At 59.4% G+C, this 26,679-nt stretch carries 24 protein-coding genes; 15 read left to right on the forward strand and 9 right to left on the reverse strand.

All coding sequences use genetic code 11. The annotated features are described in order from the left end of the window. A partial coding sequence (locus tag ACOJSJ_RS06250) for a transposase (protein WP_420144128.1) occupies window positions 1–639 on the forward strand: 639 nt, incomplete at its 5' end. A gap of 438 nt (window positions 640–1,077) precedes the next feature. Here ACOJSJ_RS06250 and ACOJSJ_RS06255 read toward each other — a convergent pair. The 5 genes from ACOJSJ_RS06255 to ACOJSJ_RS06275 all read right to left on the reverse strand — a co-directional run bounded on the left by ACOJSJ_RS06255 (window position 1,078) and on the right by ACOJSJ_RS06275 (window position 6,253). Next, on the reverse strand, window positions 1,078–2,310 hold the full coding sequence (locus ACOJSJ_RS06255; RefSeq protein WP_420144129.1) for a dihydrolipoamide acetyltransferase family protein: 1,233 nt from the start codon (window positions 2,308–2,310) through the stop codon (window positions 1,078–1,080). Between the two features lie 3 nt (window positions 2,311–2,313). Then, entirely contained in the window at window positions 2,314–3,318 is a 1,005-nt protein-coding gene (locus tag ACOJSJ_RS06260; RefSeq protein WP_420144149.1) for an alpha-ketoacid dehydrogenase subunit beta, read from the reverse strand. Between the two features lie 10 nt (window positions 3,319–3,328). Next, entirely contained in the window at window positions 3,329–4,585 is a 1,257-nt protein-coding gene (locus ACOJSJ_RS06265; RefSeq protein WP_420144150.1) for a 3-methyl-2-oxobutanoate dehydrogenase (2-methylpropanoyl-transferring) subunit alpha, read from the reverse strand. Then, window positions 4,582–4,881 carry a hypothetical protein gene (locus tag ACOJSJ_RS06270; protein ID WP_420144130.1) on the reverse strand — a complete coding sequence of 100 codons (300 nt, stop codon included), beginning with the start codon at window positions 4,879–4,881 and terminating at the stop codon, window positions 4,582–4,584. Before ACOJSJ_RS06270 ends, ACOJSJ_RS06265 begins: the two co-directional genes overlap by 4 nt. Window positions 4,882–5,035: 154 nt before the next feature. Next, complete coding sequence (locus ACOJSJ_RS06275) at window positions 5,036–6,253, reverse strand: acyl-CoA dehydrogenase family protein (protein WP_420144131.1); 1,218 nt, start codon at window positions 6,251–6,253, stop codon at window positions 5,036–5,038. 188 nt (window positions 6,254–6,441) lie between these two features. On the opposite strand from ACOJSJ_RS06275, the gene ACOJSJ_RS06280 reads away from it, so the two are divergent. Beyond that, the gene (locus ACOJSJ_RS06280) at window positions 6,442–7,929 is read left to right on the forward strand and encodes an aldehyde dehydrogenase family protein (RefSeq protein WP_420144132.1); all 1,488 of its coding nucleotides are present in this window, start codon (window positions 6,442–6,444) and stop codon (window positions 7,927–7,929) included. Window positions 7,930–7,995: 66 nt separating this feature from the next. Here the strand turns inward: ACOJSJ_RS06280 and ACOJSJ_RS06285 are convergent, their stop codons facing one another. Further along, a complete protein-coding gene (locus tag ACOJSJ_RS06285) occupies window positions 7,996–8,874 on the reverse strand; it encodes an alpha/beta fold hydrolase (protein ID WP_420144133.1) in 879 nt (292 codons plus the stop codon). 30 nt (window positions 8,875–8,904) lie between these two features. Then, window positions 8,905–10,521, reverse strand: coding sequence for an MFS transporter (locus ACOJSJ_RS06290; RefSeq protein WP_420144134.1), 1,617 nt, complete (start codon window positions 10,519–10,521; stop codon window positions 8,905–8,907). A 408-nt stretch (window positions 10,522–10,929) separates the two neighbouring features. Between ACOJSJ_RS06290 and ACOJSJ_RS06295 the strand changes: the two genes are divergently transcribed. Genes ACOJSJ_RS06295 through ACOJSJ_RS06315 form a run of 5 tightly spaced genes read left to right on the forward strand, consistent with a single transcriptional unit; the run spans window position 10,930 to window position 15,246 of the window. Continuing rightward, the gene (locus tag ACOJSJ_RS06295) at window positions 10,930–11,976 is read left to right on the forward strand and encodes a cupin domain-containing protein (RefSeq protein WP_420144135.1); all 1,047 of its coding nucleotides are present in this window, start codon (window positions 10,930–10,932) and stop codon (window positions 11,974–11,976) included. Beyond that, entirely contained in the window at window positions 11,924–13,684 is a 1,761-nt protein-coding gene (locus ACOJSJ_RS06300; RefSeq protein ID WP_420144151.1) for an FAD-dependent oxidoreductase, read from the forward strand. Before ACOJSJ_RS06295 ends, ACOJSJ_RS06300 begins: the two co-directional genes overlap by 53 nt. Next, a complete protein-coding gene (locus ACOJSJ_RS06305; protein WP_420144136.1) occupies window positions 13,681–14,574 on the forward strand; it encodes a fumarylacetoacetate hydrolase family protein in 894 nt (297 codons plus the stop codon). The genes ACOJSJ_RS06300 and ACOJSJ_RS06305 overlap by 4 nt, the downstream gene beginning before the upstream one ends. A gap of 20 nt (window positions 14,575–14,594) precedes the next feature. Continuing rightward, on the forward strand, window positions 14,595–14,879 hold the full coding sequence (locus ACOJSJ_RS06310) for a DUF1330 domain-containing protein (protein WP_420144137.1): 285 nt from the start codon (window positions 14,595–14,597) through the stop codon (window positions 14,877–14,879). A gap of 25 nt (window positions 14,880–14,904) precedes the next feature. Beyond that, a complete protein-coding gene (locus ACOJSJ_RS06315) occupies window positions 14,905–15,246 on the forward strand; it encodes a carboxymuconolactone decarboxylase family protein (RefSeq protein ID WP_420144138.1) in 342 nt (113 codons plus the stop codon). Between the two features lie 141 nt (window positions 15,247–15,387). Here ACOJSJ_RS06315 and ACOJSJ_RS06320 read toward each other — a convergent pair whose 3' ends face one another. Next, on the reverse strand, window positions 15,388–16,146 hold the full coding sequence (locus ACOJSJ_RS06320) for an enoyl-CoA hydratase-related protein (protein WP_420144139.1): 759 nt from the start codon (window positions 16,144–16,146) through the stop codon (window positions 15,388–15,390). 36 nt (window positions 16,147–16,182) lie between these two features. Next, window positions 16,183–18,354, reverse strand: a complete 2,172-nt coding sequence (locus tag ACOJSJ_RS06325; RefSeq protein WP_420144140.1) for a TonB-dependent receptor — start codon at window positions 18,352–18,354, stop codon at window positions 16,183–16,185. A gap of 367 nt (window positions 18,355–18,721) precedes the next feature. Between ACOJSJ_RS06325 and ACOJSJ_RS06330 the strand changes: the two genes are divergently transcribed. The 8 genes from ACOJSJ_RS06330 to ACOJSJ_RS06365 all read left to right on the forward strand — a co-directional run bounded on the left by ACOJSJ_RS06330 (window position 18,722) and on the right by ACOJSJ_RS06365 (window position 26,561). Continuing rightward, window positions 18,722–19,876: a CaiB/BaiF CoA transferase family protein gene (locus ACOJSJ_RS06330; protein ID WP_420144141.1), complete on the forward strand. Its 1,155-nt coding sequence runs from the start codon at window positions 18,722–18,724 to the stop codon at window positions 19,874–19,876. 118 nt (window positions 19,877–19,994) lie between these two features. Continuing rightward, window positions 19,995–20,762 (forward strand): alpha/beta fold hydrolase, encoded by a 768-nt coding sequence (locus ACOJSJ_RS06335; protein WP_420144142.1) that lies wholly within the window; start codon window positions 19,995–19,997, stop codon window positions 20,760–20,762. 142 nt (window positions 20,763–20,904) lie between these two features. Beyond that, the gene (locus ACOJSJ_RS06340; RefSeq protein ID WP_420144143.1) at window positions 20,905–21,855 is read left to right on the forward strand and encodes a LysR substrate-binding domain-containing protein; all 951 of its coding nucleotides are present in this window, start codon (window positions 20,905–20,907) and stop codon (window positions 21,853–21,855) included. Window positions 21,856–21,956: 101 nt separating this feature from the next. Further along, window positions 21,957–23,099, forward strand: a complete 1,143-nt coding sequence (locus ACOJSJ_RS06345; RefSeq protein ID WP_420144144.1) for an acyl-CoA dehydrogenase family protein — start codon at window positions 21,957–21,959, stop codon at window positions 23,097–23,099. After that, complete coding sequence (locus ACOJSJ_RS06350) at window positions 23,096–23,869, forward strand: SDR family oxidoreductase (RefSeq protein WP_420144145.1); 774 nt, start codon at window positions 23,096–23,098, stop codon at window positions 23,867–23,869. The genes ACOJSJ_RS06345 and ACOJSJ_RS06350 overlap by 4 nt, the downstream gene beginning before the upstream one ends. Window positions 23,870–23,998: 129 nt before the next feature. Further along, window positions 23,999–24,784, forward strand: a complete 786-nt coding sequence (locus ACOJSJ_RS06355) for a helix-turn-helix transcriptional regulator (protein ID WP_420144146.1) — start codon at window positions 23,999–24,001, stop codon at window positions 24,782–24,784. Between the two features lie 13 nt (window positions 24,785–24,797). After that, complete coding sequence (locus ACOJSJ_RS06360) at window positions 24,798–26,024, forward strand: serine hydrolase domain-containing protein (protein WP_420144147.1); 1,227 nt, start codon at window positions 24,798–24,800, stop codon at window positions 26,022–26,024. Window positions 26,025–26,048: 24 nt separating this feature from the next. After that, window positions 26,049–26,561 (forward strand): flavin reductase family protein, encoded by a 513-nt coding sequence (locus ACOJSJ_RS06365; RefSeq protein ID WP_420144148.1) that lies wholly within the window; start codon window positions 26,049–26,051, stop codon window positions 26,559–26,561. The last annotated feature ends 118 nt before the right edge of the window (window positions 26,562–26,679 follow it).

Genomic DNA, 26,679 nt, shown 5'->3' on the forward strand with positions numbered 1-26,679 from the left:
GGGTGGTCTCATCCATCACAGCGACCGCGGATCGCAATACGTGTCGATGCCACCATCATCGGGTCCGCCAGTGAGGGTGATGACGATGCGCGCTGGGTAAAGCACAAGGGCAAGCGGGCTATGCACGGCTTCAAGGCCCACGTCGGCGCCGATGCCGACACGGCGCTGGTCGAGGAAGTCTCAATCACATCTGCGAACATCAATGATGGCAAGGCAGGCCCGGGAGCTTTGCCCGATAATCCCGGCGAGGTGTTCGCTGATAGTGCCTACCACGGCAATCACTTTCGCGATGCCTTGCGGGCCAAGGGCGGCATCCCCCGCATTGTCGCCACCAGCGTTTGGGCACGCACCGAAGAGGAAGCCCAGGCATGGCTCCACCAATGGAACCAACCGATCCATCGCGTGCGCCCCAGGATCGAGAAAATCTTCGGAACATGGAAGCGATGCTACGGCCTCAGGCTAATGCGATGGCGAGGTCTCGCCAAAGCCGCCGCCACCTTGCCTGACACACTGATCGAGCGGTGGAAAGCCGAGAATGGAAAAATCGATCGCTTTTCAGCACCGTATGCCCACCCGCGCGCAGGTCTCGATAAAGGTCTGCTCGCAAAGGAGCACATATGCGACGTAGCTATATTCTGACGGTGGTGTACGAGACAGCGAGCGTACATAGGCAGCCTGCGCATGCTTACGGTTCCAATGCGCAATCAGGCCCTTGAACGTCTAAAATGACCGCGCAAATGAGGAATGATGACACGATAGCCCAGCTTCACCAATGGCGGTGCCACCTCGGCAAAGGCGAGATGTTATAAGGCCAGCTGAAACAGCATCATTGGCGCGCCATCGGTCGCCCCCCCCCTAATTCGACATACAGCATCGATTTGATGGGCTTGTCCTGATAGGCTTGGCCCTGTACCGACCAAAGCGTGGCAGCCAAGGCGCCTGAAATCAAGCCCGTCGCAATAGTTACAAAGATATGAAGGAAATATCGGCGGACCGGTTCTACCAATCCAGCGACTGACTCATCATCATTCTCCCACCCACGAGCAGGAACCAACGCTGAGCGACATTCTGTCCCGATCAATCCATGAACAATTTTGCCGGTGCTTCAAGTGCAGACTTTATTCGCTGGATGAATAGCGCGGCGTCCCAGCCATCGATGATCCTGTGGTCGAAAGACGCCGATATATTCATCATCCTTGTCACCTCGATCCGGCCGTCGCGTATGATCGGGCGTTCAACGATCTTGTTAACCCCCAATATGGCCACTTCAGGACTGTTGATAACCGGCGTCGTTGCCAACCCGCCCATTGCGCCCAGACTGGTGATGGTAATAGTCGACCCGGACAATTCGGCCGTGCCAGCCTTCCCCGCACGCGCGCGATCGCTCAACCGCCCAATTTCCAGCGCATTATCCCACAAGCTGCGTTTACCGGCATCCTTCACGACCGTGACGACCAGTCCGGCCGGTGTCTGCGTTGCAATCCCGACATGACAGGATCGATAGCGTCGCACCACGCCCGCCTGATCGTCATACCGGGCGTTCATCTGCGGAAATTCCGGCAAGGTTCGCGACAAAGCGCGAATCAGGAAGGGCAGCAACGTCAGCCTGGGCGCCGTATGGCCGGGGGCAACGTTCAGTTCGGCGCGCAACCGTTCCAGCGGACCGACATCGACTTCCTCGATATAGGAAAAATGCGGGATGCGCCTTTTGGTATCCTGCATCCTTTCGGCAATTTTCCGCCGAAGGCCGATGACGGGAATATCTTCATATTCATGATCGTCCGCGACCGGCATCGTTGCATGGGGCGCAACGGACAGCGACAGATCGGGGACCGTCATGCCGGCCCGGCGAACATGGGCGTCAAGGTCCACCTGCCGCACGCGGCCCGCCGGGCCAGAGCCGCGGACGTCGGCGATATCTATCCCCATGTCCCGCGCGCGTTTGCGCACTGCGGGCGTCGATACGATACGGGTTGGGGGCGGTACCATGACGGGTTCGTCCGCCGTCCGTTCCGACAGAACGGGCGCAAGCACGACCGGCGATGATGGCAGAGTCGCCACCGGTTCGTCGCCCTGATCGAAAACCAATATAGTGCTGCCCACTTGCAGCATATCCCCCGGATTGCCGTGCCGGTCGATCACGATGCCGCCAACCGGCGATGTCACTTCGACCGTGGCCTTGTCCGTCATGACATCGAGCAAGGGCTGATCTTCCTCCACCCAGTCACCGACCGAGACGTGCCATGCCACGCATTCCGCCTCTGCCGTGCCTTCACCGATATCCGGCAGCCTGAATTCGAAACCCGCCATGGTTCAACGCTCCATCACGCGCCGCATGGCATCTGCCACGCGCGCCGGACCGGGGAAATAATGCCATTCAAAAGAATGGGGGTAGGGCGTATCCCACCCCGCCACCCGATCAACCGGCGCTTCGAGATGATAGAAGCAATGCTGCTGAACCAGCGCGGCCAGTTCCGCCCCGAACCCGCATGTCAGGGTCGCTTCGTGAACGACGACGCAACATCCCGTCTTTTCCACCGACGCAGTGATGGTGTCGAGATCCAGCGGCATCAGCGTACGCAAATCGATCACTTCCGCGTCGATGCCGGAATCGGCAGCTGCGGCCAGCGCTACATGCACCATCGTGCCATAGGACAGCACCGTGACGGCCCGTCCTGACCGTACGACCGACGCCTTGCCTAGGGGAACGGTATAATGTCCGTCGGGAACTTCGCTGGCGGGGTGCTTTGCCCATGGTTGCACCGGCCGGTCATGATGTCCGTCGAACGGCCCGTTATACAGGCGCTTGGGTTCGAAGAACAGGACAGGATCATCGTCCTCGATCGCGGCGATCAACAGCCCCTTGGCATCGTAGGGATTGGAGGGAATGACCGTTTTGAGTCCCGCGACATGGGTAAAAATCCCCTCAGGCGACTGGCTGTGCGTCTGACCGCCATAAATGCCGCCGCCATAGGGCGCACGGACCGTAAGGGGGGACCACCATTCCCCCGCGGTGCGATAGCGCAGGCGCGCAGCCTCCGAAATCAACTGATCGGCCGCTGGATAAATATAGTCTGCAAACTGGATTTCGACGACCGGGCGCATCCCATAGGCCCCCATGCCAACTGCAACGGCGACGATGCCCCCTTCCGAAATCGGGCTGTCGAATATCCGGGTGCGGCCATGTTTTTCCTGAAGCCCGTCGGTGGCGCGAAACACACCGCCGAAATAGCCGACATCCTGACCGAACAGGATAACCGAGGGGTCGCACGACAGCATCTGGTCCATCGCGGCATTGATCGCCTGGATCATGTTCATTCTAGCCATGTCAAAATCCCATTTGCGTGCGTTGACGCTGAAGATGGGGCGGCATGTCCCTGAACACGTCATCGAACATGGTGGCAGGGTCGAGTTGCGGGCCTCGGCCCAGCGTACCCAGCGCTTCCGACGCCTTGCCTTCCATCTTAACATGGTCGGTCACTTCATCCTGCATCTCCTGATCCTTTCTGTCGTCCCAATGACCAGTCAGGAGCAGATGATGTTTCAGGCGGGCGATCGGATCGCCCAGTGGCCAGCAAGCCCCTTCCGTCGCCGGGCGGTATCGGCCGGGATCGTCGCTGGTGGAATGCGCGTCGCTGCGATAGGTGACGAGTTCGATCACCGTCGCCCCCATATTGGCGCGGGCGCGCGCGGCAGCCCAGGCGGTCGCGGCATAGACGGCAAGCAGGTCATTGCCGTCGACCCGCAATGCAGGCAGGCCATAAGCCAGACCGCGTGCCGCAAAGGTCGTGGCATCGCCGCCCGCAATCCCCGAAAAGGAGGAAATGGCCCACTGATTATTGACGATATTGAGGACCACAGGCACGCGGTAGACAGATGCAAAGGTCAGGGCATAATGAAAGTCGCCCTCCGCCGTGGCGCCATCCCCGATCCAGGCCGCCGCGATTTTCGTGTCGCCTTTGGCAGCAGAACCCATCGCCCAGCCGACCGCCTGACTATATTGCGTGCCAAGATTGCCTGAAATCGAAAAGAAACCGGCCTGTCTGCTGGAATAGAATACCGGCATCTGCCGCCCTTTCAGACGGTCGCCGCTGTTCGAATAGACCTGATTCATCATCTCGCGCAGCGGCCAGTCGCGGGCGACGAGCAATCCCTGCTGACGATAGGTCGGAAAGCACATGTCACTATCATCGAGCGCCATGGCGGCGCCCACGGCCACAGCCTCCTCACCGGTGCATTTCATGTAGAAGCTGGTCTTGCCCTGACGCTGCATCCGCACCATGCGTTCGTCATAAGCGCGAGTGAGCATCATATGGCGAAGCGCCTGAATCAGGTGTTCAGGCGCGAGGTCGGGATTCCATTCGCCGACGGCCTGCCCCTCCTTGTCCAGCACGCCGATAAGCGCATAAGGAAGGTCGCGAATTTCGCCAGCATCGACATCGTGGGGCGGACGCCGCACGGCACCTGCCGCATCGAAATGCATGTGGCTGAAATCAGGGTCGGCGCCGGGCCGCTGTCGCGGTTCGGGAACATGCAGCGATAGGGGCGGGACGTTGGAGATATGCAACGGGATGCTCCTGCTCAGTGTATCATGTCGGCATGCAGAATGCCGACGAGATTGCGGATACGGTGAAGGAGGCGAAGGCCGTCCTCATGGGCCAAAAATGCCATCTGGATATCGATGCGCTGATGCGCGCCCATGCGGACGCTGGACCATCTGTCCGGTACCAGATCGTTGCGGGCAAATATGCCCATGATGCGCAACAACAGCTGGGCTTCGGCGTCAGCTGTTATTTCATAATAGCAGGCCGCCTGCACATCGTGCGCCCGTCTCAAGATGCTGCTCATAACCAAGGTCGCTTCCTTTCGGCGCGCAACCACGCAAAGCGCGCGCAACCATTGCCGTGCGAAGCGCACGGGTCGAAAAAGAGGCTATGGGCGCGGCCTGCGCCACCACCACACATGGCCGGGAGCCGCAGACTACCGACGGAATGCAAGACGTCAGGTCATCGCATGCACGCCAGATACGCCCGGATCACGCGCGATCGCGCGACCTGTCCGCATAGAGTTCGATAAGGTGCGGCGCCGCGTTGACCAGCTTGATCGGGTCGGCCACCGAATGCATCCGCGCCGTTGAACTGTCCCGCAGATAACGGCCGATCACGCTGGGTTCGCGAATGCCCGACGACCCTGCCCATGCATGACAGTTGCGCACGACTTCCGGCCCGACGTCATGCACCCATGCAACGAACTGATACATCCGCGCCCATTGCGCTGCCGTTGGCGCATCACCCGCTTCGGCGCAGCGTTCCAGATCCTCGAAAATGTCGATCACGCGGGTACGCACGGCGGTGTAGATGGCCTCCTGCGTCGCGAAATCCTTCTGGAATGTGGGATATTTGCCGATCGGCCCGCCATAACCCAACCGTGACTTGCCGGACGCGATGACGGCGATTTCCTCCAGCGCGCGCTTCATCATGCCTAGCACGACCGCGCAATGCCCCGCCGCCCCGAAAGCCAGACCACCCATACGGTACCGGTCGGGTCCACGCAGCGGCGTAAATGTCCTGACATTGGTTGCATAATCGGGTGAAACCACTTCATCGTTAACGATGAAATCGTTACTGGCCGTCGCCTTGAGACCCAGTACATCCCAGTTGCGGACATAGGTGATGCGATCGCGCGGCAGGAAGAAGGTCAGCGTCTGCGGCTCCCCATTGGCCATTAACGGCACGCCGCCATCGTCAACCAGCGTCATGCCCGCCAGAAACCAGTTGGCATAGCCCGATCCACTGGCAAATCCGAACCGGCCCGACCCGCGAAACTGGCCATCAGCCTGTCGCGTCGCCTTGCCAATCGGGCCGGGCATGCCCGCGACGATAGCCCGCTCTCCGCCCCCGAACATGGCGTCAATCACCTGATCGCCAGCCCAGCCGGACGCATAGAGCGTATGGATTGATGTGGCCATCAGCGACCAGCCGGTAGAACCGTCCGACCGGGCCAATTCCTCCAGCACCTCAATACAGGTTCGTATGCTCGCGCCACCGCCGCCCAGTTCATGCGGCGTCATGAACCAGACCAGCTGCGTATCCAGAAACAGGTCCACGACCGGCGCCGTCAGATCACCCTGTTCCTCCGCCGCACGCGCTTCCCGATTGACCAGGGGCGCCATGTCCTTGACGATCGACAGATAATCGATGGCCTCAGACTGCTGTGTCCGGGCGTTCGGGACAGCTTGGCTACTGGTTTGCATTGAATCACCGCTCCTGTGAATTTCCGTCCATCCTATTGGCCAGGCCACATCCAGTATGTCCCCTGCGTAAGGGACCGCATCGCCAACCGGTCGATGTTAGGCGTTCAGGCACCAGAAACGGCGGCATTGCAGATCATAGCCTGCAATGGCCACAGAGCCATATTCGCCCGTCGCAGAGGAGATATTATATGGCCTGGACGAAAAACGGAAATCTGGCTTCGGACATTTACGACAATCCGCGGATGCTGTTGATCGGCGGTCAGTGGGTCGCCTGTTCGACAGGGCAGACCATTCCCGTCCTCGATCCGTCCACCGGACGACAGGTCGCCACCCTGCAACGCGGTGGAGCCGAGGACGTCGACATGGCCGTCGCCGCAGCCCGCAAGGCGTTTGAAACCGGCCCGTGGCGCCAGTGTAACGGCGTGATGCGCGAACAGATGATGCGCCGGTTGGCCGACATCATGGAGGCGCATTGCGACGAGCTGGCCCTGTTGGAGGCGATAGATGGCGGAAAGCCGATTGCCGTAGCCCGGCAGGTCGACGTGCTGGGCAATATAGCGCGGCTGCGTTACGCGGCGGGATGGGCGCCCCGCCTGATCGGCGACAGTTTCGAACCGGCGATCAATGCTCCGATGCATTGTTTTTCAACACGCGAAGCGATCGGCGTCGCAGGTCTGATCGTCCCGTGGAATTTCCCGTTGGGCATGGCGATTTCGAAGATGGCCGATGCACTGGCCGCTGGATGCACCATGGTACTCAAACCTTCGGAACTGACTTCACTCGCCACCCTGCGCATGGGCGAACTGATCGGACAAGCAGGCTTTCCCGACGGCGTGGTCAACATCGTGACCGGCTTTGGAGCCGAAGCGGGGCAGGCGCTGGCGGACCACAGGGATGTCGATAAATTATCCTTCACCGGATCGACGGCCGTGGGCAAGCGGCTGTTGCAGGCGGCGACAGGCAATCTCAAAAGGCTGACGCTGGAACTGGGAGGCAAATCGCCAGCCATCGTTTTCGCCGATGCGGATTCGGACGTGTCCGTGCGCGGCGTCCTGCGCAATTTCACCTATAATAGCGGACAGATTTGCGCAGCGGGTTCACGCGTGTTCGTGCATCGGTCCATTTACGACAGCTTCACCGACCGGCTGGCCAAAGCCGCAGATGGGATCAGGGTCGGCCCCGCGACGGCCACCGGGACGGAAATGGGACCGCTCATATCCCGCAGCCAGCAGGACCGCGTGAACGGCTATATCGCCGGTGGCGTGGCAGATGGCGCCCAGATCGTCACCGGAGGCGGACATGCCGCGCAGGACGGCGGCTATTTCATCCGGCCTACCATATTGGCCAACAGCCGTGCGAACATGGCGATCCGCAAGGAAGAGATTTTCGGTCCGGTCGCGACCATTTCCCCTTTCGACGACGATGATCTGGTCGCCATAGCCGCGGAGGCCAATGACACGGAATATGGACTGTCCGCCTTTATCTACACACGCAATCTGTCCAAGGCGCATCAGATGGCGCGCCTGATCAGGGCGGGTACGGTGCGGGTAAATGGCGCGGGCCTGGATTACACCATGCCGTTCGGGGGCTATAAACAGTCTGGCTGGGGCCGTGAAAACGGCCAGGAAGGCGTGCTGTCCTTCACCGAACTGAAGACCGTCATGATGGCTTTGTAACAGACGAGGCGACGGTGCGCCGTTGCGCCGTCGCGCCGTCGCGCCGTCGCGCCGTCGCCATATTCGCTATGCCGAAAAAAAGGCCAACAGGCTTTTCGCCGTTTCGACCGGATTTTCCTCCGGTATGAAATGGCCCGCGTCGATCGCATGGCCCCGAACGTCCGATGCCCATTCGCGCCAGACGGCAAGAACGTCATACCATTGTTCGAGCGCGCCTTTGCTGCCCCATAATATCTGGACAGGAACGGCGATGCGGGACAATTTCTTTTCCGCCTGGTCCAACTGGCAGTCATAGCCCGCACCGGCACGATAATCTTCGCACATGGCATGAATGACGGCAGGATTTTTCGCGCAATCCAGATAGTCGCGATAGCCGACAGGATCGAGATAATGTTCTGCTCCGGGAAACTGGGCCTTGAAGAAAAAGGCTTCGGGATCGAGAGCGATATGCCTTTCTGGAAACGGGGCCTTCTGTGCGAGGAAGGACCAGTGCCAATAGCCCAGCGCAAAGCGCGCATCGGCACGGCTCCACACTTCGCCGGTGGGAATGATGTCCAATATACTGAGCCGCATCACCCTGTCGGGATGATCCAGCGCCATGCGATAGGCGATCCGTCCGCCCCGGTCATGTCCGGCCACATGAAACCGGTCAAAGCCCAGCGCCTCCATGACCGCAACCATGTCGTGCGCCATCACCCGTTTGGAATAGGATATATGGTCGGCCGTATCGGATGGTTGCGTGCTGCGGCCATATCCCCGGATGTCCGGTGCAACGATCGTGAAATGGGGCGCCAGCCGGCCTGCCACCTGCCGCCACATCATATGTGTTTCAGGATAGCCGTGCAGCAGCAACAGCGGAGGCCCGGACCCGCCATGGCGCACGAAAATCCGTACGTCACCGCTGTCCACATATCGAGTGGTAAAATGTTCGAAGCTGGTCGTCACAAGATGCGCCTTTCCGATGACTAGATCAGGTCAGGCCGCAATCGGAACCGGCAACGGTTCCCCGGCGGCGCGCGCCCGCGCCAATACGCTCTGTTCCTCATGACCAAGGTTACGGGCCACATAGAGCAGGCATAATATTGCGCAGGGGATGCTGGTCAGACTGAGCAGGATCGCCCCGCGTAGATCGCCGTTAATGTCGCTGATCAAGCCAACCACATAGGGGCCAAGGCCAAGGCCGATGACAGACGTACTAAGCGCCTTGAGCGCAAAGGCGATGCCCCGCATGCGCGGCAGAACCAGATCCTGCGCCGTCGCATGCAGACATCCGACCCACAGGGTCATCGCAATCGACGCCAGCGTGAAAGCGACCAGGAACAGGCTTCTGCTGTCGGTCAGATACTGGATCATGCTGAACAGCAACAACAGGAGCATTGCGCCGATCGATACGAAAATGCGCCCTGCCGGATGGCGCAGTTTCGCCCGGTCGCCCAACAATCCGCCAAGACTGGCCCCAAAAACGCCGGTCGCAGCCCCGATGGCACCCAGCAGCAGGCCATCATGCGCGCCAAAACCCAGATAACGGCTGGCATAGAGGAAAACGAACGCGAACAGCGAATTGGCGCAAATGCCCATGAAGCCGCTAACCAACAAAAGGGCCACGAATGTCCGCGATCCTGCGGTCAGGCGATATGTCACCCCATCATGCAGGCGCACCGCCTGCAACCAGCTGATCACCGCATAGACCGCCACGCCGATCGCGGTCCATTGTACCACGTTGGTCGTCAGAACGAAGTCGCCCAGTCGCGCGATCGGCGCCCGTTTGGCCGGGGTGAGCAAATGGTCGGTGAGAGAGATGGTGCAGATTGCCATCGTTGCGATGATCAGGGCGGCAAGAAGGTTCCGTGCCAGCTGGATCGCTGTTCCGCGCCGCGCAATCAGGAAGAAACTGAACGGCGGTATCATGACCGCGAGATCGTACAGCACCACGGCCAGCGGCAATTTGGCATTATGTTGCGGCAATCCTTCAAGCTCGCCCGGTACCGGTTCCTTTATGGTAAGGGCAACCAGCATCGCCAGCAGCAATCCGGGTATCCCGACACCGAAAAACGCCGCCTGCCACCCTGTCAGTTGAAACGGCGCGGCGGCGACGTCGGGAAACATTCCGTTCCAGGCGGTCACAATCGCCCCGCCGACCACCAGCGACGCGCCGATACCCAGATAGGAGCCGGTCGTGTACAGCGACAGGATCGTCGAACGCTGCTTCTTGTCGAACAGGTCGCCCAGCAATGATATGGCGGCAGGCGAAGCGCTGGCCTCTCCTATGCCGACCCCTACCCTTGCCAGGCTGAGATGCACGAAATTGCCGGACAGGCCGGACAGCGCGGTCATCATCGACCAGAACAGCAATCCACCCCATAGGGTACGGACCCGGTGCCAGGCATCGGCCAGTCTGGACAGGGGAATACCGAAAACCCCATAGAATAATGCGAAAGCGGTGCCATAGAGCAGCCCCAGCTGCGCATCTGTCAGGGCCAAATCCTTTTTCAGGAAAGGCGCTAATATGGTGATGATCTGCCGGTCGATCTGATTGACCATATAGATCAATATCAGCACGATCAGCACATACCATTTATACCAGATCTTCATGCAACCTCATCCTGAATAACATGGCATGTCGTGCGGTTGGCAATTCCGATAGTCCCAGAAACGGATCGGCACCTGATATGATCGTCAGCATGATGTCTGACACCCATCCACCGCCAATGATGTTCGAAACCCCGTCATAGCTCCTGCCATAAAGGGGCGTCAGTCCCCCAGCGCAGGGACCAATGGCCAACCCGTCGGCATGCCGTCCGCCCCCCCCCCCCCAGTGTCGCGCTGTCCCCATTTACGGGGGCAGACATCCGCCACGGCATTTCCCACCCTGAAACCCTGATTTCAGATCATTCGGGGCCAAAATGCTGCACTTGCTGCAATTTCGAAAAGCGACGTCCGCCAGACATCGGGCGATGGGCGTCGGGGGACAGGCAGCGTCCAGGCTGTCCGGGGCCGCCCATGGTTGAAGCCGTCATGACCGATGGTGCGGCACGGCAGGCGCTTGCCGACGAATTGTCGCAGTTCAACGTCCGCATCGCGCAACAGGGCGACCGGCCGCTTTTTACAACGTCGCCGCAACCATCGATGGTCCCTCTCCAGTGGCGCGCACCCGATATCGCCCGACTTCTCGAAAAGATCGGCCATCAGGTGAAGCTCGAATCAGGTGGCCAACGTCGGACGCTGCGGCTCACCAACCCCGGTCTGGATTATGGGACGACACCGACCTTCTGGTGTTCGATCCAGTATATCCTGCCGGGCGAAATCGCCAGCTGTCACCGCCATTCACCCACGGCGCTGCGCTTCATCATGTCGGGCGCGGGCGCGCGTACGACGGTGGATGGCGAACGATATGAGATGAACGAAGGCGATCTGGTCCTGACGCCCAGCATGACCTGGCACGATCATGAACATCTTGGCGATGCACCGATGGTCTGGCTCGATGTGCTGGACATATCGCTGGTCAGGGCGCTCGACGCGACATTTTTCGAAGGGAGTGCGCAGGATCTTCAGCCGCTGGCAGCCGAGCCGCAGCGAGGCGCCCTGCAATATGGCAGCGGCCTGATGCAACCGTTCCGCCACGCCCATGTCGCCCCGTCGACACCAGTGCCGGTCTATGAATGGGGGCATGCCATACAGGTGCTGCAATCTGCAGAGGCACTGACCCCCGATCCCTATTTCGATACAGCTTTCGAATATCAGAACCCGCTGAACGGAGGCCCGGCACTATCGACCATCGGCACCGCGTTGCAACGGCTGCGCCCTGGCATGCAGGGGCGCCCACATCGCAACACCGGGTCAACGGTCCTGTACGTCGTACGCGGCAATGGCACGCTTCAGACAGAGACGGACATGTTCGAATGGTCGGCAGGCGATTTCATGGCGATTCCGTCCTGGTGCCTGCACCACATATCCAACAGGTCATCCAGCGACGATGCCGTCCTCTTCCACGTCAATGATCGCCCAGCCCTCAGCAAGCTCGGCCTCTATCGCGAAGAATTTATCTAATCCCATAGATCAGGTGGTTTCAGTGAACAACAGACCCGTAATATCCGTCGAAACCGACGTCGACGTCCCTGTGCTGATCGTAGGCGGCGGGCCAATCGGCCTTGCGCTTGCAGGCGATCTTGGTTTCCGCGGTATTGCCAGCCATCTCGTCGAACGGACGGACGGCGTGGTGCATCAGCCAAAAATGGATCTGGTCGGCATCCGCACCATGGAATATTGTCGCCGCTGGGGCATCGTTCCGTGGGTCATGGATGCCGGATATAATCGCGACTATCCGCAGGATTGCGCCTGGGTCACCTCTCTTAACGGTTATGAGTTCGGCCGGGAATATTTTGCATCCCCCCGACAGGAGGCAGGCCCGCCGCAAAGTCCGCAAAAACGTGAACGTTGCCCCCAAAATTTCTTCGACCCGGTGTTGAAGAAATTCGCGGAACGATCAACGCTCACCACCTTTGGTTACCAAACGGAACTGGTGGCTTTCGAAGAGCGCGCCGACCATGTCGTCGCGACGCTTCGTGACATTGTCAGCGGAGAAGAGCGGGTCGTACGCGCGCGCTATATGGTCGGCTGCGATGGTGGCGCCAGCGTCGTGCGCGACCGGCTAGGCATCAAAATGAGCGGCGAAGCCACGCTGACATTCACGACCAATGTCGTGTTCCGTTGCGATGGCCTTGAACAACTTCATCCGCTCAAGCCGGCCTATCGCTATATTTTCATTGGCCCGGACGGTACATGGGCCACGCTAGTGGCCATCAACGGTCGTGATCAATGGCGTTTTTCGCTGGTGGGCGACACGACACGTCGCACCCCGGACGAAGCGGAAGTGCGCAAGGCTATCCATCGGGCCGTCGGACGGGAATTTGACTTTGAAATCCTGTCTATGCTGCCATGGGTCAGGCGCCAGCTGGTCGCGGACAGCTATGGGTCGCAGCGCGTGTTCTTGGCAGGCGATTCGGCCCATCTGACATCGCCGACCGGCGGGTTCGGCATGAATACCGGTATACAGGACGCAGTAAATTTGTCCTGGAAGCTGGCAGGTGCGCTTGATGGATGGGGCGGCCCCGACCTGCTGCGATCCTATGAAGTCGAACAGCGCCCGGTGGCCATCCGCAATGTGACGGAAGCCACCGAAAATCTGAAGCGCATGTTGTCCCCGCGTGTTCTGTCCCCCGATCCGCTGATTTTTGAACAGGGTGAGCAGGCGGAGCGGGCGCGTGCGGAATTTGGCGATCAATATACCGAACTCATGCGCCGGGAATGGTTTTCGATCGGCATCCACCTTGGCTATGTCTACGAAAATTCGCCCATCGTGGTGCCGGACGGCACCCCCCCGCCAGTCGATACGGTTTCAACCTATGAACAGACCGCACGCCCCGGATCGCGTGCGCCCCATATCTGGCTGGCACCGGATCGATCCATCCTCGACGAATTCGGGCGGGACTTCGTGCTGCTGCGCTTTGGCGACGACGCACCCGACCCCACGGCCTTTACGCAGGCGGCAACGGAGCGTGGACTCCCCCTCCATATCGTCGCTATCGCCGATGAAGCCGCACGAACGCTTTACGATGCCTTGCTGGTGCTTGTGCGCCCTGATGGTCAGGTTGCCTGGCGCAGCGACACGCTGCCCGCCGACGTCGGTGCGATTTTGGATGTCGTGCGTGGTTTTGCCGACCGGTCGCAGGCCATGGCGCAAGGAGATGCGGCATGAAACTATGCTGTTTCGATGGGGGCAGGATCGGCCTGATTGCCGGGGAGCGGATCATTGATGTCAGCGACATTGCCGGCGCAACGCCGGGAGAATGGCCTCCGGTCGGCATGGTAAGAATGATCGGCCGCATCGACGGGCTGCGCGGCGCGCTGGACAAAGCCGCTGACCGAACCGGCATGGCATTGGATTCGGTCCGGCTTGAATGCCCCATAGAATGGCCGAACAAGGTGATCGCCTTTCCCGCCAATTATCACGCCCATATCGACGAGATGGTGGCCGCCAACGCCCTTATCTCGGCAAAGCCCGCCAACGGGCAGGGGTTTTTCCTGAAGGCCAATTCAAGCCTGAGCGGCCCTGCCGATCCGGTCTATCTGCCCGCTATCGATGGGCGCGAAGTTCACCATGAATGCGAAATGGCCATCATTATCGGCCGGGGCGGCCGCGATATTGCAGTGGACCGGGCGATGGGCCATGTTTTTGGCTATGCCTGCCTGATCGATTTCGTCGTTCGCGGCAAGGAAGAGCGGGTTATGCGCAAATCGTTCGACGGTTTCTGCCCGCTTGGCCCCTACATCGTGACCGCAGATGAAATCGCTGCGCATGATGACATCGACCTGCAACTCATGGTCAATGGCGAGCTGCGCCAGTTAGCCAATACGCGCGACCTGATCGTCGACATCCCGCACATGATCGCCATGGCGTCGTCGGTCATGACGTTGCACCCAGGGGATGTGATCGCCACCGGGACACCGGCCGGGGTCGCTCCGGTCAAAGGTGGCGACCGGGTGGACATCAGCATAGCCGGAGTCGGCGCCATGTCGCTTGCCATCGTGCAGGGCGACAAGGGCAGTCATCCCGTCTGGACGCACGATCGCTTCATCCCCGCCTGACCCAGTGAAGAGAGCATATCATGGCTGCCTATATCATCGTCATTCGCGAAAAGATCCACGATCCCGCGCCGCTTGACCGGTACGCTCAGATCGCAGCGACCGCACCGCGCGACCAGCTGAACCGGCTGGCCCGTTATGGTCATCATGAAGTCGTCGAAGGCGCCGGGTGCGAAGGCGTGGCGATACTGGAGTTTCCCGACATGGCCCAGGCCCGCGCATGGTATGGCAGCCCTCAATATCAGGAAGCGAGACAATATCGACGTCAGGCGGGCGATTATCGGGTCATGATTGTCGAGGGCCTTTGACGCAGTCTTTCCATCGGAGAATGTCATGAACGACAAAATAGCCCCACCACCCGTTTCCGTCGTGCGACAGCGGTTCGGCGATTTCGCCCCGCGCCTGGTCGATTTTACCGACGACGTGCTGTTCGGACAGCTATGGGAAGGGGAAGCCCTGTCCAAACGCGACCGCAGCCTAGTCACCATTTCAAGCCTTGTCGCAATGAACAGGGCCGAACAGTTGCGTCCGCATATCTTGCGCGGCATAGCCAACGGCCTGACACAGGCAGAAATTATCGAAACCATCACGCATCTGGCATTTTATTCAGGCTGGCCCACCGCCATGACCGCGATTGCCATCGCCCGCGATAGTTTTACAGAAAGCCAGGATTAGAGCATGATGAAAGTCGTCGGCTGTTCCAAGCGACTTTATCATGTTCCAGATTTCTGTCGATCTCTCCATGATGATGAAAGAGGCGCCTTCTCATGCCGTGGAAGACGCCCCTTTTGCCGGTCGCATGTCGGCAGGCCTTGTCTAACGCCCCCTCCAGACCGGCGGACGCTTTGTCGTAAATGCCGCCACGCCTTCCCGATTATCGAATGTCTGATTGTTGCGTTCCGCAAGGTCGGTGGCCATCGCCTGCACGTCCGCAGCATTATGCTCGACCGACGCCAATGCCAGCTGTTTCGTGGCGCGTAGGGATAGCGGCGCACAACGCAGCATGTCGTCAACATAACGGCGCGCCACGGCCATGGCCTGGCCAGGTGGCGCGATTTCGGTCACCAGCCCGTGCGCCGCGGCAGTGCGCGCATCGATGCGATTACCCGTCAGCAACAGCCCCATGGCGACGTGCCAGGGGACACGTTGCGGCAATCGACGGGCGCCGCCGCCCGTCGCAATGGCCCCCACACGTGGTTCCGGCAGGGAGAAGACGGCATTTTCGTCGGCCACGACTATGTCGCATGCCAGCGCAATTTCCCACCCCCCGCCGACCGCCAGCCCATTGACGGCGGCTATCATCGGTTTGAACAGATCATAGCGACGCGACAGCCCGGCCCAGCCTGTCGGCGGCATGGGATCGTGAAAGCCGTTCTTCACATCATGTCCGGCGCAAAATGCCCGCCCAGTCCCGGTGATGATCGCGATCCACAGATCATCGTCGGCCGCAAAGTCATCGAGGATGCGGGACAATTCACAACAGGCCGGGGCGTGCAGGGCATTGAGAACCTCCGGACGGTCGAGCGTGATGGTGAGCAGATGCCGTTCGCGTTTGCTCTGGATAAATTCGCCCATAATCACTCTCCACCGTCACAGGCTCGTCGTCAGACTTCAAAATTTATAACCCAGCGTCACGCCATAGGTGCGCGGCTCCAATGCCGAACCGCTGGCCATCGCGCCCAGCGCGTTGGCCTGTTTGAACAATGTCGTCGCCACCAACCTGTTGCTGACATTGCGCATGAACAGCCCTGCCGACCAGCGATCATCTTCGTTGGCATAGGTCAGGAAGATATTGCCGACACCATAGCTGGGCGTACGCAACCCCGGTAGATTGAAGATGCTCCAGTCGACCTTGCCAGTGCGGCGATATTCACCGCGCAGGGTCAGCGATCCATTCCCCAGGTCCGCCTCATATTCGCCGCCGATATTGACGGTGTAGCGGGGGGCGCCCTGGATCCAGTTGCCAGCCAGTCGCAGCGGGCCAAGTTGCGGGCGGTCATTGTCAACGGTCGTCAGATCGCCCTTGAATTTGGCATCGAGCAAGGCAACCGATCCATCGAAGCGCAGGTTGCGCGTCGGCCGGGCGCCAAATTCCAGTTCGACGCCCTTGATCGTCGCTGCACCCGCACTTTGGGTCAGCACGCCCGACACGCCGGGGCCAGTGCCGACCACCTGCGTCTGGATGTTGGAATAATCATAATAAAATGCCGCGAGATTTGCCGTCAGGCCACCGCCGAAGAAGGTCGTTTTGAGACCAACTTCATAATTGTCGATATTTTCCTCCGGATAGGGCGGATTGGTCTGTCCCCAGTTAAAGCCCCCACTTTTGAACCCGCGCGAATAGGTCGCATAACCGAAAATATCGGGCGTGAATTTATAATCGATCGTCACCTTTGGGTTGAAGGCCGACACGCTGATATGCTGGTTATTGGGGAAACCGGGATTGGGCGGGTTAAGGATGAAGCCGCCCGTCACACCAGGGGCTGGATAGGGCGTGACCACGTTGAAACCCAGATAATTGTCGTGATTATGCTTCTTTTCAGAGGTGTAGCGCCCGCCCAGCGTCAAGGATAGCTGATCGGTGACTTCATAGGTCGCCTGCCCATAGAGCGCGACCGACCGCGTCAGCAGCGTTGCCATGGAATGCGAACCCTGCGCCAGATAATTAGGCACATTGGGAACGAAGGCACCGCTGGGCAGCGCGGTAATCGACCGCGGCGTCGTCTTGTCGTTGAAATAGAAAGCACCCAGCACGAAACTGAGCGGTCCCCGATCACCCAGCAGCTGAAATTCAGCGGTATATTGGTCATTATGGGAAAAGAAGGTGTTATACGGGCTGATACCCGGCGACCCTGAATTGCCTTGCGTCAATTTATAATAGGAGAAAGAAGCCGCTAGCACCGATTTGAGCGTCAACCAGTCATTGAGGTCGTAGCTGGTCGTAAGGTTGACACCCTTTTGCCAGCGTTCGTTCGTATTATTGTAGCGCGACGTCGTGTCCCGCGAAAAACTGAGGATGCAATTGGGTGCCTGATAGGTTTCAGGCGTACAACGCGGCGGAAGCTCCATCAATGTGGTGACAGGCAGCACCTGCCCAAATTGCGAAGGCATGAAGTTGCGATCGTCTTCATTATGGTAGTTGGCGATCAGCACCATATCCAGCTTGTCCGATGGTTCCCAATGCAACGTCGCCCGGAAGGATTGGGTATGCGCATTGTTAATCGACGTGCCGGTGTAGAGATTGCGGCCATATCCGCCATGATTGACCGTTTTGGCTGCGATGCGCGCGGTCAGCGTATCGGTTAGCGGCCCACTGAGCGCGGCTTCGACATTCATCGTCTTGTAATTGCCCGCAGTCATGTTGACATAGCCTGACACGTCACGCGTCGGCATGCGGGTGGTAATATTGAATGCGCCGCCCGTGGCGTTGCGGCCAAACAGCGTACCTTGCGGGCCACGCAGCAATTCCACCCGCTCCACATCGAAGAAACTGCCGGTCTGCGCCGAGGGCTGACCATTATAGACGCCGTTCACATAGAAGGCGATGCGTCCTTCCGCCCCGGCACGTAAATCCGTGAAGCTGACGCCGCGTACCGAGATACGCAGCTGCCCAAGACCTTCACCGATCTGCACCGCGGGCAGTGCTGCGCCGATGTCGAGCGCCGAATTGATCTGCTTGCCTTGCAGCGCCTCGCCACCAATGACGGACACGGCGACCGGCGTTTCCTGCAATCGCGTTTCGCGCCGTTCGGCGGTAACGACAATATCGGCATTGGTCGGCACCTGTGCGCCTCTTTCTGCGGCTTTTGGCGCGGGCATGTCAGGCCGGTCCTGCGCGTAGGCGCCTGTACAGGCGCAGGCCATGATGATGGCGGTTGTGGAACTGAGGCCTCTCCACGCTGCGTTTGCTTTCATGCTCATACAAACATCCCCTCGGCTATCCCTATGCGGGCTTCCGATCATTTGTAGTGCGGCCATCCAATCCCGCTGCCCCCGTGAAAAGGGACAAAGCCGCCATATGCGCAACCCATAGTCGCGCTATGGTCTTCATATTGGACAGCCCCTCAGGCCGGGCTAAGATTTCATCCAGTCAACTGGCGACCGATATGGCCGGTTTACATTGTCAAACCATGTTTTTCGGGAGGATGCCATGAAGGATCAGCGCAGCGGCAAAGGCGTGCTGGATGGGCTGAAGGTCGCCGACTTCACGATGATGATGGCTGGTCCGCTGGCAACGCGCTATCTGGCAGATATGGGCGCCGACGTCGTAAAGATCGAATCGCCCGATGGCGACTATATCCGCACACGCCATCCCAAACGGGGCGAATCAAGCACCTATTTCGGACAGATCAACGCAGGCAAGCGTAGCATCGCGCTCGACCTTGCCGACCCTGCCGATTTGGAAGTCGCAAAGGCAATCATAGCGCAATCGGACATTCTAGCCGAAAATTTCAGGCCTGGCGTGATGGCCAGATTCGGGCTGGATTATGAATCCGTCCGCGCAATCAATCCCCGCATCATCTATTGTTCGGTGTCGGGATATGGCGTTACCGGCCCCGGCGCAAAGCGCCCTGCCTTTGCCCAGATCGTTCAGGCAGCGTCCGGTTATGATCAGGCGTTCATGGGTTATCAGGACAAGGCCGACCGGCCACCCAACAGCATGTTGTTCGTCGCGGACGCCATGGGTGCCAGCTTCGCCTTTTCTGGCATTCTGGCGGCCCTTTATCACCGCGACAGAAGCGGCGAGGGGCAATATGTCGATGTGACGCTGCTGGAATCCATGCTTCAGCTGATGGTCTACGAGATTCAGGAAGCGCAATTCCCGGCGACTGAGATTCGTCCGCTCTTCCGTCCGCTCAAGACCAGCGACGGCTATGTCATGATTACCCCCACATCGCAGAGAAATTTCGAACATGCCGCCAGGGCGATGGGCCATCCCGAATGGATCAGTGACGACCGCTTTGCCGCCACCGGCAACCGGCATAAAAACTGGTCGACCCTGTATGAACTGATGGAGGCATGGACGATCAAACGCCCCAGCAGCGATTGCGAAACAGAGCTTAATCACGGCGGCGTGCCATGTTCCCGGTACAAGAGCGTGAAAGAAGCGCTCGACGATCCTCAGCTTGAGGCGTTGGGCAGCATGGCCCGCGTCATCGACGATGAAGGCGCCTTCCTGATCCCCAACCTGCCGTTCCGCATGTCCGCGTCCCGTGTCCACGCACAAAATTTTGTATCCGGTCTGGATGCCGATCGCGATATCATTCTGGCGGAGGTCGCGCAGCATGACCGGCAGCGGGCCTGACATGACCGGTATATCCGGGCAAGACCGGTCATGCATATCGTCGCCATTCCCGTTAAGGTAAGGATGTTCCATGCAATCTGACCGACGCCGGTTTTTGACCACCATCGGCGGATTGGCCATGACGGCATCCGCAACCGCAACCGGGGCCAGAACTCCATCGACCCCGTCTGCCCCCCCTCGCACTTTCGTGCTGGTCCATGGCGCCTGGCATGGCGGATGGTGTTACAAGGACATGGCCGCAATCCTGCGCCGCGCCGGACATACCGTATATACCCCAACCCTTACCGGCCTTGGCGAACGCAGCCATATTGGCGGCAATATCGTCAATCTCGACATGCATGTTCAGGATGTCGTGCATATGATCGCATATGAAGAGCTGCGCGACATCGTTCTGGTCGGCCATTCCTATGGCGGCATGGTCATCACCGGTGTTGCTGACCGACTGGCCGACACAATATCCACCATCGTCTATCTCGACGCCTTCGTTCCGCAAAATGACGGCGATTCCGTCCGCAAGCTGGCAGGGCCTTCGGTGGGCGATGCTACCGGGGCCATGGGCATGGATGGATGGAGCGTTGCACCGCCGACCGCCGAAAGTCTGGGGGTCAGGCCGGGAAATCGTGACCGGGTCGACCGGCTCTGTACCCGGCAGCCATTCGCCACGATGCTTCAGGGGTTAAAACTCAGCGGGCGGCACAAGGACATCGCCAATCGCCATTTCGTCTTCGCCACCGGCTGGGGCGGAGCAGACGCCAACACGCCGTTTCGCCCATATTATGAGAAACTACGCGATGATCCCGCCTGGAAGGTCCATGTCGTCCCGTTCGGTCACGACATGATGGTGGACGAACCTGACGCCGTCGCCAAATTGCTGACCATGATGTGACGCGACCGGTGACGTCGCCCATTCATCCTTGCAGAGCCACCGTTTCAGGCACATCCTGCGGCAAGCAGCGTGAGCATCGCCAGCAAAGAGAATGCATGTGTCGAACAGCCAATATGATCATAGCCGGATAGCATCACCCCGCATGCAACTGCGCCAGCTCCGCTATTTTCTGGCCGTCGCAGAAGAACTGAATTTCACGCGCGCGGCCGAACGGATCGGCATCGCCCAGCCACCGCTCAGTCAGCAGATCAGCAATCTGGAGCGCGAACTGGGCGCTGAACTGTTCATCCGTTCCAACCGCTCTGTCGCGCTTACCGAAGCGGGCGAGGCCCTGATCCCCTATGCCCATCGCCTGTTGAACGACACCGATCGAGCAGCGTCGGTCGTCGGAGAAATCGCACGGGGGGAACGGGGCCTCATTCGGATCGGCGCGGTCTATTCGGCCATCTACACATTGATACCCCATGTATTGCGGACATTCAGCCTGAGCCGCCCGCATGTGAAGATTCAACTCGCCGAAATGACGATCGCGCAACAGATCGATGCCTTGGCAGCCGGTTCCATCGATGTCGGCATGCTGCGCGGCCCGATCATGGAGCCTCATATCGAAACCGTGTCGCTCTTCCGCGAGAGCTTCGTTGCGGCCCTTCCTGCCGATCACCGCCTTGCCGCGCAGGAGGTCGTCCCGCTTGAAGAAATCGCGATGGAGCCGCTGATCATCATCTCCCCCTCTCTCAGCCGCCTGTACGGGATGCGCATGTTGACCGCGCTGATAGAACGCAACTATCGCTTCACCATCGCGCAGGAAGTGGCCGATATGTCCACATTGCTCAGTCTGGTGGGTGCAGGCCTTGGGGTATCGCTGGTTCCCGCTTCGGTGCAGGGCATCCAGATCGACGCGATCGTATATCGGCGCATCCGCGAAACCATGCCCACGACCATTTTTCAGCTCGCTTACCGGGACGATGTGCAAACGCACATCATGCCCAGTTTCGTAACGGCGGCGACGACGGCCGTTGCCGGGCGGATGGACCAGTTGTCAGGCAGCTTGCCTGCCGATGTCGCCGCGGAACAGGCCGTGTCGCCACGATAGCGAAATCGTCTGACGACGGCGATCATATCATATTGGACGCCCCTGCCCCGGACGGATAGGCACGACGCCCATATAAGCCTTGACGATGATAGGGGCAGAGGATGATGCGCTTTACCGACGAACAGCGGGCCTTTCAGGAAACCATCAGACGCTTTGTCGAAGCGGAAGTCGCGCCGGTTGCCGACCGGATCGACGAAGATGATGCCATCGGGCGTGAGCTGATCGAAAAATTCGGCGACATGGGACTTTTGCAACTGTGGGTACCCGAAAGCTATGGCGGGCCGGGCGGCGATCTTACGCTGGTTTGCATCGCAAAGGAAGAGATCGCCAAATATTCCCTGTCCGCATCCGCCCTGTGCGCCAATAATTCCATCGGCCTGATCCTGCCGGTTCTCGCCCTGGGAACGCAGGCGCAGAAGGATCGTTATCTTGCCCAGGCAGCGGGCGGACGGTTGATCACAGCCATCGCAATGACCGAACCACAGGCCGGATCGGACGTCACCGCCATCCGCACGCGTGCGCGCCGCGATGGCGACAGCTATGTCATCAATGGCCAGAAAACCTGGATCACCTGGGGCAGCATGGCCGATTACGTGCTGCTGATCGCGCGCACATCCGATGAGCCGGGCCATGGCAGCCTCAGCGCATTTCTAGTCGATACCAGATTGCCCGGTTTCCGCGTGGGCAATCGCGAACGCAAAATGGGCCGCCACGGTGCGCCCAGCGACGAACTTCTGTTCGAAGACATGCGTGTACCGGCAGATTGCCTGATCGGCAGCGAAGGTGGCGGCTTCAAGGCCTGTATGAAGATATTGGATCTCAACCGGCCGACCATTGCCGCATCTTCGCTGGGGCTGGCGCAGGGTGCGCTCGACGTCGCATGCCGATATGTGAAGGAACGGCAGCAATTCGGTCGCCCGGTCGGCCAGTTTCAGGGGGTGCAGTTCCGGCTGGCGGACATGGCCATGAAAGTGGCCGCCTGCCGGTCGCTATTGTACGACAGCACGGCTGCGCTGGATGCAGATGCCGGCGCGGACGTCACGCTGTTGTCTTCCATCAGCAAATGCTATGTCACGGACCGCGCGATGGAAGTCACCACCGATGCCGTCCAGATCCTCGGCGGCTATGGCTATTCTAAGGATTTTCCGGTCGAACGCATGATGCGGGATGCAAAGCTCAATCAGATCATCGAAGGCACCAACGACATTCATCGAATGATCATAGGTCGCAAGCTGGTCGCATGACGGGGCGGGACATCGATGGACCGGCACATATGCTGGTCGGTCGCCGCCTGTTGGTCACCGGCGCGGGTGGCGGCATCGGACAGGCGATCGTCGCGCGGTTGCGACAGGCGGGCGGGATGGTCGTCGGTACAGATGTTCGGGCGCCTTTGGCTGGTTGCCGCCAGGACGATCGGAGACAGGATCCTGACCTGATCATCGGTGATGTCGCCCACAGAGACGCCGCCCATGCAATTGTGTCCGATGCTGCGCGCCATATGGGCGGCATCGACGGGATCGTCCATTGCGCCATGTGGATGCGCTATGCGCCGCTGGATCAGATCATGCCCGATGACCTGCACCGAATGATGGCAATCGGCGTTGGTGCGCCTTTATGGTGCACGCAGGCTGCCCGTCCCTACCTGTCGCAGGGCGGATCGATCGTGCATCTGAGTTCCGTTGCCGCGCTGCGCGGCAGCGCCAATTGCGCAGCCTATGGCGCTGCCAAGGGCGCAATTACCGCCCTCACCCGCCATTTGGCGGCGGAACTGGGGCCAGACGGCATTCGCGTCAATGCAATCGCCCCAGGGTTTGTCGACACGCCATCAGCCCGACGCAAAGTGGGGGAAGAGCGCATCGCCCGGCGCGAAGGCACATCTGCACTGGGCCGCTGCGCCACTGCGCCGGACGTCGCCAATCTGGCAGCTTTTCTCCTCTCCGATCAGGCGCAAGCGATTTCCGGCGAAACATTCGTGATCGACGGTGGCCGAAACGCGACCATGATGGGAGATTGATCCTTATCCCGACCGCTACTTTTCTGGTCTGATGTGAGAGAATCATAATATTGGACGCATCCCACCACCGAAGCCAATCTGTTCCGACACGCATAATCGGAATGATATTTCACCGGAGAGGGGATACCAATGAATTATCCCGCTATTGCTGCCGATCGGGGCAGTAGATGTGCTGATGCAAACGACCTAGTCCTGTCTATCGGGACGTCTGATTTTTCGAACGATCTTCTTCACTATCTCTGGTCCAAAGCCAGCGTTGAAAGCCTTTTCATCCTGACGGAAGATGGCGACATCGCCGATTCTGCTTTCATGGATCATCTTTCCGTACCGGCACGGCGATCGCAATCGTGGAACGTTGCGCCGGAAAGTCAGGCCACGCTTCGCATCGATCTGGTGACGCCTCTTCAGTCAGAAAGCGCACAGGCTCCATATCGCGCCGTCATGCTGCATTGTTCGGACGATCATCATCACCTGACGCTCAGTCTTCGATCATCGGGCGCCCGGCGATATTTTTCTCCGGCGGATATTGCGACCATTCAAGGCGCGGCCCGACTGCTGATATGCTTGGTCCTCAAACATATGGATCTGGTCACACGGCAGGAAAGACTGGCGCGGGCCATATCGTCGTTACAGGACATCGATCATCATATCGCTTCTGCTCCCGAACAATTGTCTCCACGCGAAGCGCAGGTATGCGCCCGGATACTGTATGGCCAGACGACAACCGGCATTGCGCTGGAACTGGACATCGGCACCGAAAGCGTCATGACCTATCGCAAAAGAGCCTATCGACGCCTTGGCATCGCCTGCTACAGGGAATTGCTGTGCTGGTATCTGACCCTGCGGGCGCATGAAACGGTTATGGCCTATCGCCTGCCGTCCGCGCCGGCATCTAACGACCGTATAACCGGTTAAAGGTGGATCGGCCATGACAGGCACCGGCACGCTGGGCTTTTGCAGACATAGATTGCAGAGGGTTAATCACTTTATCCAGACTCAATATATCGACACCGGCCACCTGCCCGGCGCACATCTGCTTATTTCGCGAAAAGGCGAGATTGCGCACGAGTTTGTCACGGGCATGCAAGACAGGGAGCGCAATATTCCGCTGCCCGACGATGCGATATTCCGAATATATTCAATGACCAAGCCGGTGACGAGCGTGGCAGCGCTGATGCTGGTGGAACAAGGGCTGCTGAAACTGGATGATCCGGTTTCGCGCTATATTCCGGCTTGGCATGACCTGACCGTCCTTGGGCCGGGCGGCGAAGGATCATCGCCTGAAAATGTAAGATACGCGCCCATGCGCATCATCGACCTGTTCCGCCATACGGCCGGGCTGACCTATGATTTCCAGCGCCGCAGCGCGGTCGACGCCGCCTATCGAGCCAAAGGCATCGGGCGGAGGCATGGCGACCTGAATCTTGCGCAAACGGTCGACGCCCTTTCCGACATACCGCTGGATTTCACGCCCGGTTCGGCCTGGAACTATTCGATTTCTATCGACGTACTCGGCCATGTTATTGAATGCCTCAGCGGCCAGTCGCTCGACATCTTTTTGCAATCGCGTATTTTCGGACCGCTGGGCATGGAAGATACGGCCTTTTGGGTTGCCGGAGACAAAAAGCATCGTTTCACTGCCAGTTACAAGCTGGATGATGGCCACGTGAGCCTGCAGGAAGATCCCGCGAACAGTGACTATCTGCGTGCGCCCACATTTTTGTCAGGTGGCGGTGGGCTAGTGTCTACCGCGCACGATTATCATCGGTTCGCAACCATGCTGACCGAGGGTGGGCGTTTTGGCCAGACGCGGCTGCTATCTGCCAAAATGGTTCGGCTGATGGGCAGCAATCATTTGCCCGACAAGCAGGAAATCGGAGCATTATCTCTCTCCACCTACTCCGAAGCCATATATCCCGGCATGGGTTTCGGCCTTGGCGTAGCGGTAGTCGTCGATGAGGTCCGGACCTTGATGCCATGTTCGGTGGGTGAGATGCACTGGGGCGGTATGGCATCGACCCTGTTCTGGGCCGATCCCCAAGAAGAGCTGTGTGTCACTTTCATGACTCAGCTTATCCCTTCGAATGCATATCCAATCAGGCGGGAATTGCGCACCCTCGTCTATGCAAGTCTGGTCAGCGACTTGCACGCCTGAACCGACCGCGACAGGATCGATCCGATGTCTGAATTAATCACTGACTTTAAAAGTGCCATGCGGCGTTTGACCACGACCGTCAGCGTCGTCAGCTGCGCGCTCGACGGCGTTCGCCATGGCATGACGGCGACGGCGGTCACGTCAGTGTGCGTTGACCCTCCCTCTTTGCTGGTATGCGTCAATCGCTCTGCATCGATGCATATTCCAATGACCAAAGCTGGCGTTTTTTGCGTAAACCTGCTCGCAAGTGGGCAGGTCGACGTCGGCTTGGCTTTTGGTGGCGGCAGTACCGGGGAAAACCGTTTCGCGGTGGGCGTATGGCGGAACAGCGAAGAGGGCACGCCCTATTTGCAGCACGCGCAGGCCAATATCTTCTGCCGCCTTTACCGCAGCATCGATTATTGCACGCATAGCATTTTTATCGCAGAGGTTGTTAAGGCTTCTTCGATTGCGACTGTCTCACCCCTACTTTATCAGGATGGCAAGTTCGTTCAAATGGAAGACCTCACGAAGCCTTTCGCCTCTGAAGCTGGCTAAACCATCATGATCTCGCTAGGCGGCGTGGACAAATTGGTTAGAAGCGAGCTTTCCAAGTGTCGTCTGGATACTTGATGATCTGCCGCCGCCATATCCAGATGGCGAAGGCAAACATCAG

It is taken from the genome of Sphingobium sp., from assembly GCF_048594625.1.
Lineage (GTDB): Bacteria > Pseudomonadota > Alphaproteobacteria > Sphingomonadales > Sphingomonadaceae > Sphingobium.

Bases quoted from the DNA above. Each gene is read 5' to 3' on its own strand.
- ACOJSJ_RS06300 (WP_420144151.1), top strand. From the start codon at position 11,924: ATGATCGCCCAGCCCTCAGCAAGCTCGGCCTCTATCGCGAAGAATTTA.
- ACOJSJ_RS06280 (WP_420144132.1), top strand. From the start codon at position 6,442: ATGGCCTGGACGAAAAACGGAAATCTGGCTTCGGACATTTACGACAAT.
- ACOJSJ_RS06275 (WP_420144131.1), bottom strand. From the start codon at position 6,253: ATGCAAACCAGTAGCCAAGCTGTCCCGAACGCCCGGACACAGCAGTCT.
- ACOJSJ_RS06305 (WP_420144136.1), top strand. From the start codon at position 13,681: ATGAAACTATGCTGTTTCGATGGGGGCAGGATCGGCCTGATTGCCGGG.
- ACOJSJ_RS06330 (WP_420144141.1), top strand. From the start codon at position 18,722: ATGAAGGATCAGCGCAGCGGCAAAGGCGTGCTGGATGGGCTGAAGGTC.
- ACOJSJ_RS06255 (WP_420144129.1), bottom strand. From the start codon at position 2,310: ATGGCGGGTTTCGAATTCAGGCTGCCGGATATCGGTGAAGGCACGGCA.
- ACOJSJ_RS06345 (WP_420144144.1), top strand. From the start codon at position 21,957: ATGATGCGCTTTACCGACGAACAGCGGGCCTTTCAGGAAACCATCAGA.
- ACOJSJ_RS06355 (WP_420144146.1), top strand. From the start codon at position 23,999: ATGAATTATCCCGCTATTGCTGCCGATCGGGGCAGTAGATGTGCTGAT.
- ACOJSJ_RS06365 (WP_420144148.1), top strand. From the start codon at position 26,049: ATGTCTGAATTAATCACTGACTTTAAAAGTGCCATGCGGCGTTTGACC.
- ACOJSJ_RS06260 (WP_420144149.1), bottom strand. From the start codon at position 3,318: ATGAACATGATCCAGGCGATCAATGCCGCGATGGACCAGATGCTGTCG.
- ACOJSJ_RS06320 (WP_420144139.1), bottom strand. From the start codon at position 16,146: ATGGGCGAATTTATCCAGAGCAAACGCGAACGGCATCTGCTCACCATC.
- ACOJSJ_RS06295 (WP_420144135.1), top strand. From the start codon at position 10,930: ATGGTTGAAGCCGTCATGACCGATGGTGCGGCACGGCAGGCGCTTGCC.
- ACOJSJ_RS06315 (WP_420144138.1), top strand. From the start codon at position 14,905: ATGAACGACAAAATAGCCCCACCACCCGTTTCCGTCGTGCGACAGCGG.
- ACOJSJ_RS06360 (WP_420144147.1), top strand. From the start codon at position 24,798: ATGACAGGCACCGGCACGCTGGGCTTTTGCAGACATAGATTGCAGAGG.
- ACOJSJ_RS06290 (WP_420144134.1), bottom strand. From the start codon at position 10,521: ATGAAGATCTGGTATAAATGGTATGTGCTGATCGTGCTGATATTGATC.
- ACOJSJ_RS06340 (WP_420144143.1), top strand. From the start codon at position 20,905: ATGCAACTGCGCCAGCTCCGCTATTTTCTGGCCGTCGCAGAAGAACTG.
- ACOJSJ_RS06350 (WP_420144145.1), top strand. From the start codon at position 23,096: ATGACGGGGCGGGACATCGATGGACCGGCACATATGCTGGTCGGTCGC.
- ACOJSJ_RS06310 (WP_420144137.1), top strand. From the start codon at position 14,595: ATGGCTGCCTATATCATCGTCATTCGCGAAAAGATCCACGATCCCGCG.
- ACOJSJ_RS06335 (WP_420144142.1), top strand. From the start codon at position 19,995: ATGACGGCATCCGCAACCGCAACCGGGGCCAGAACTCCATCGACCCCG.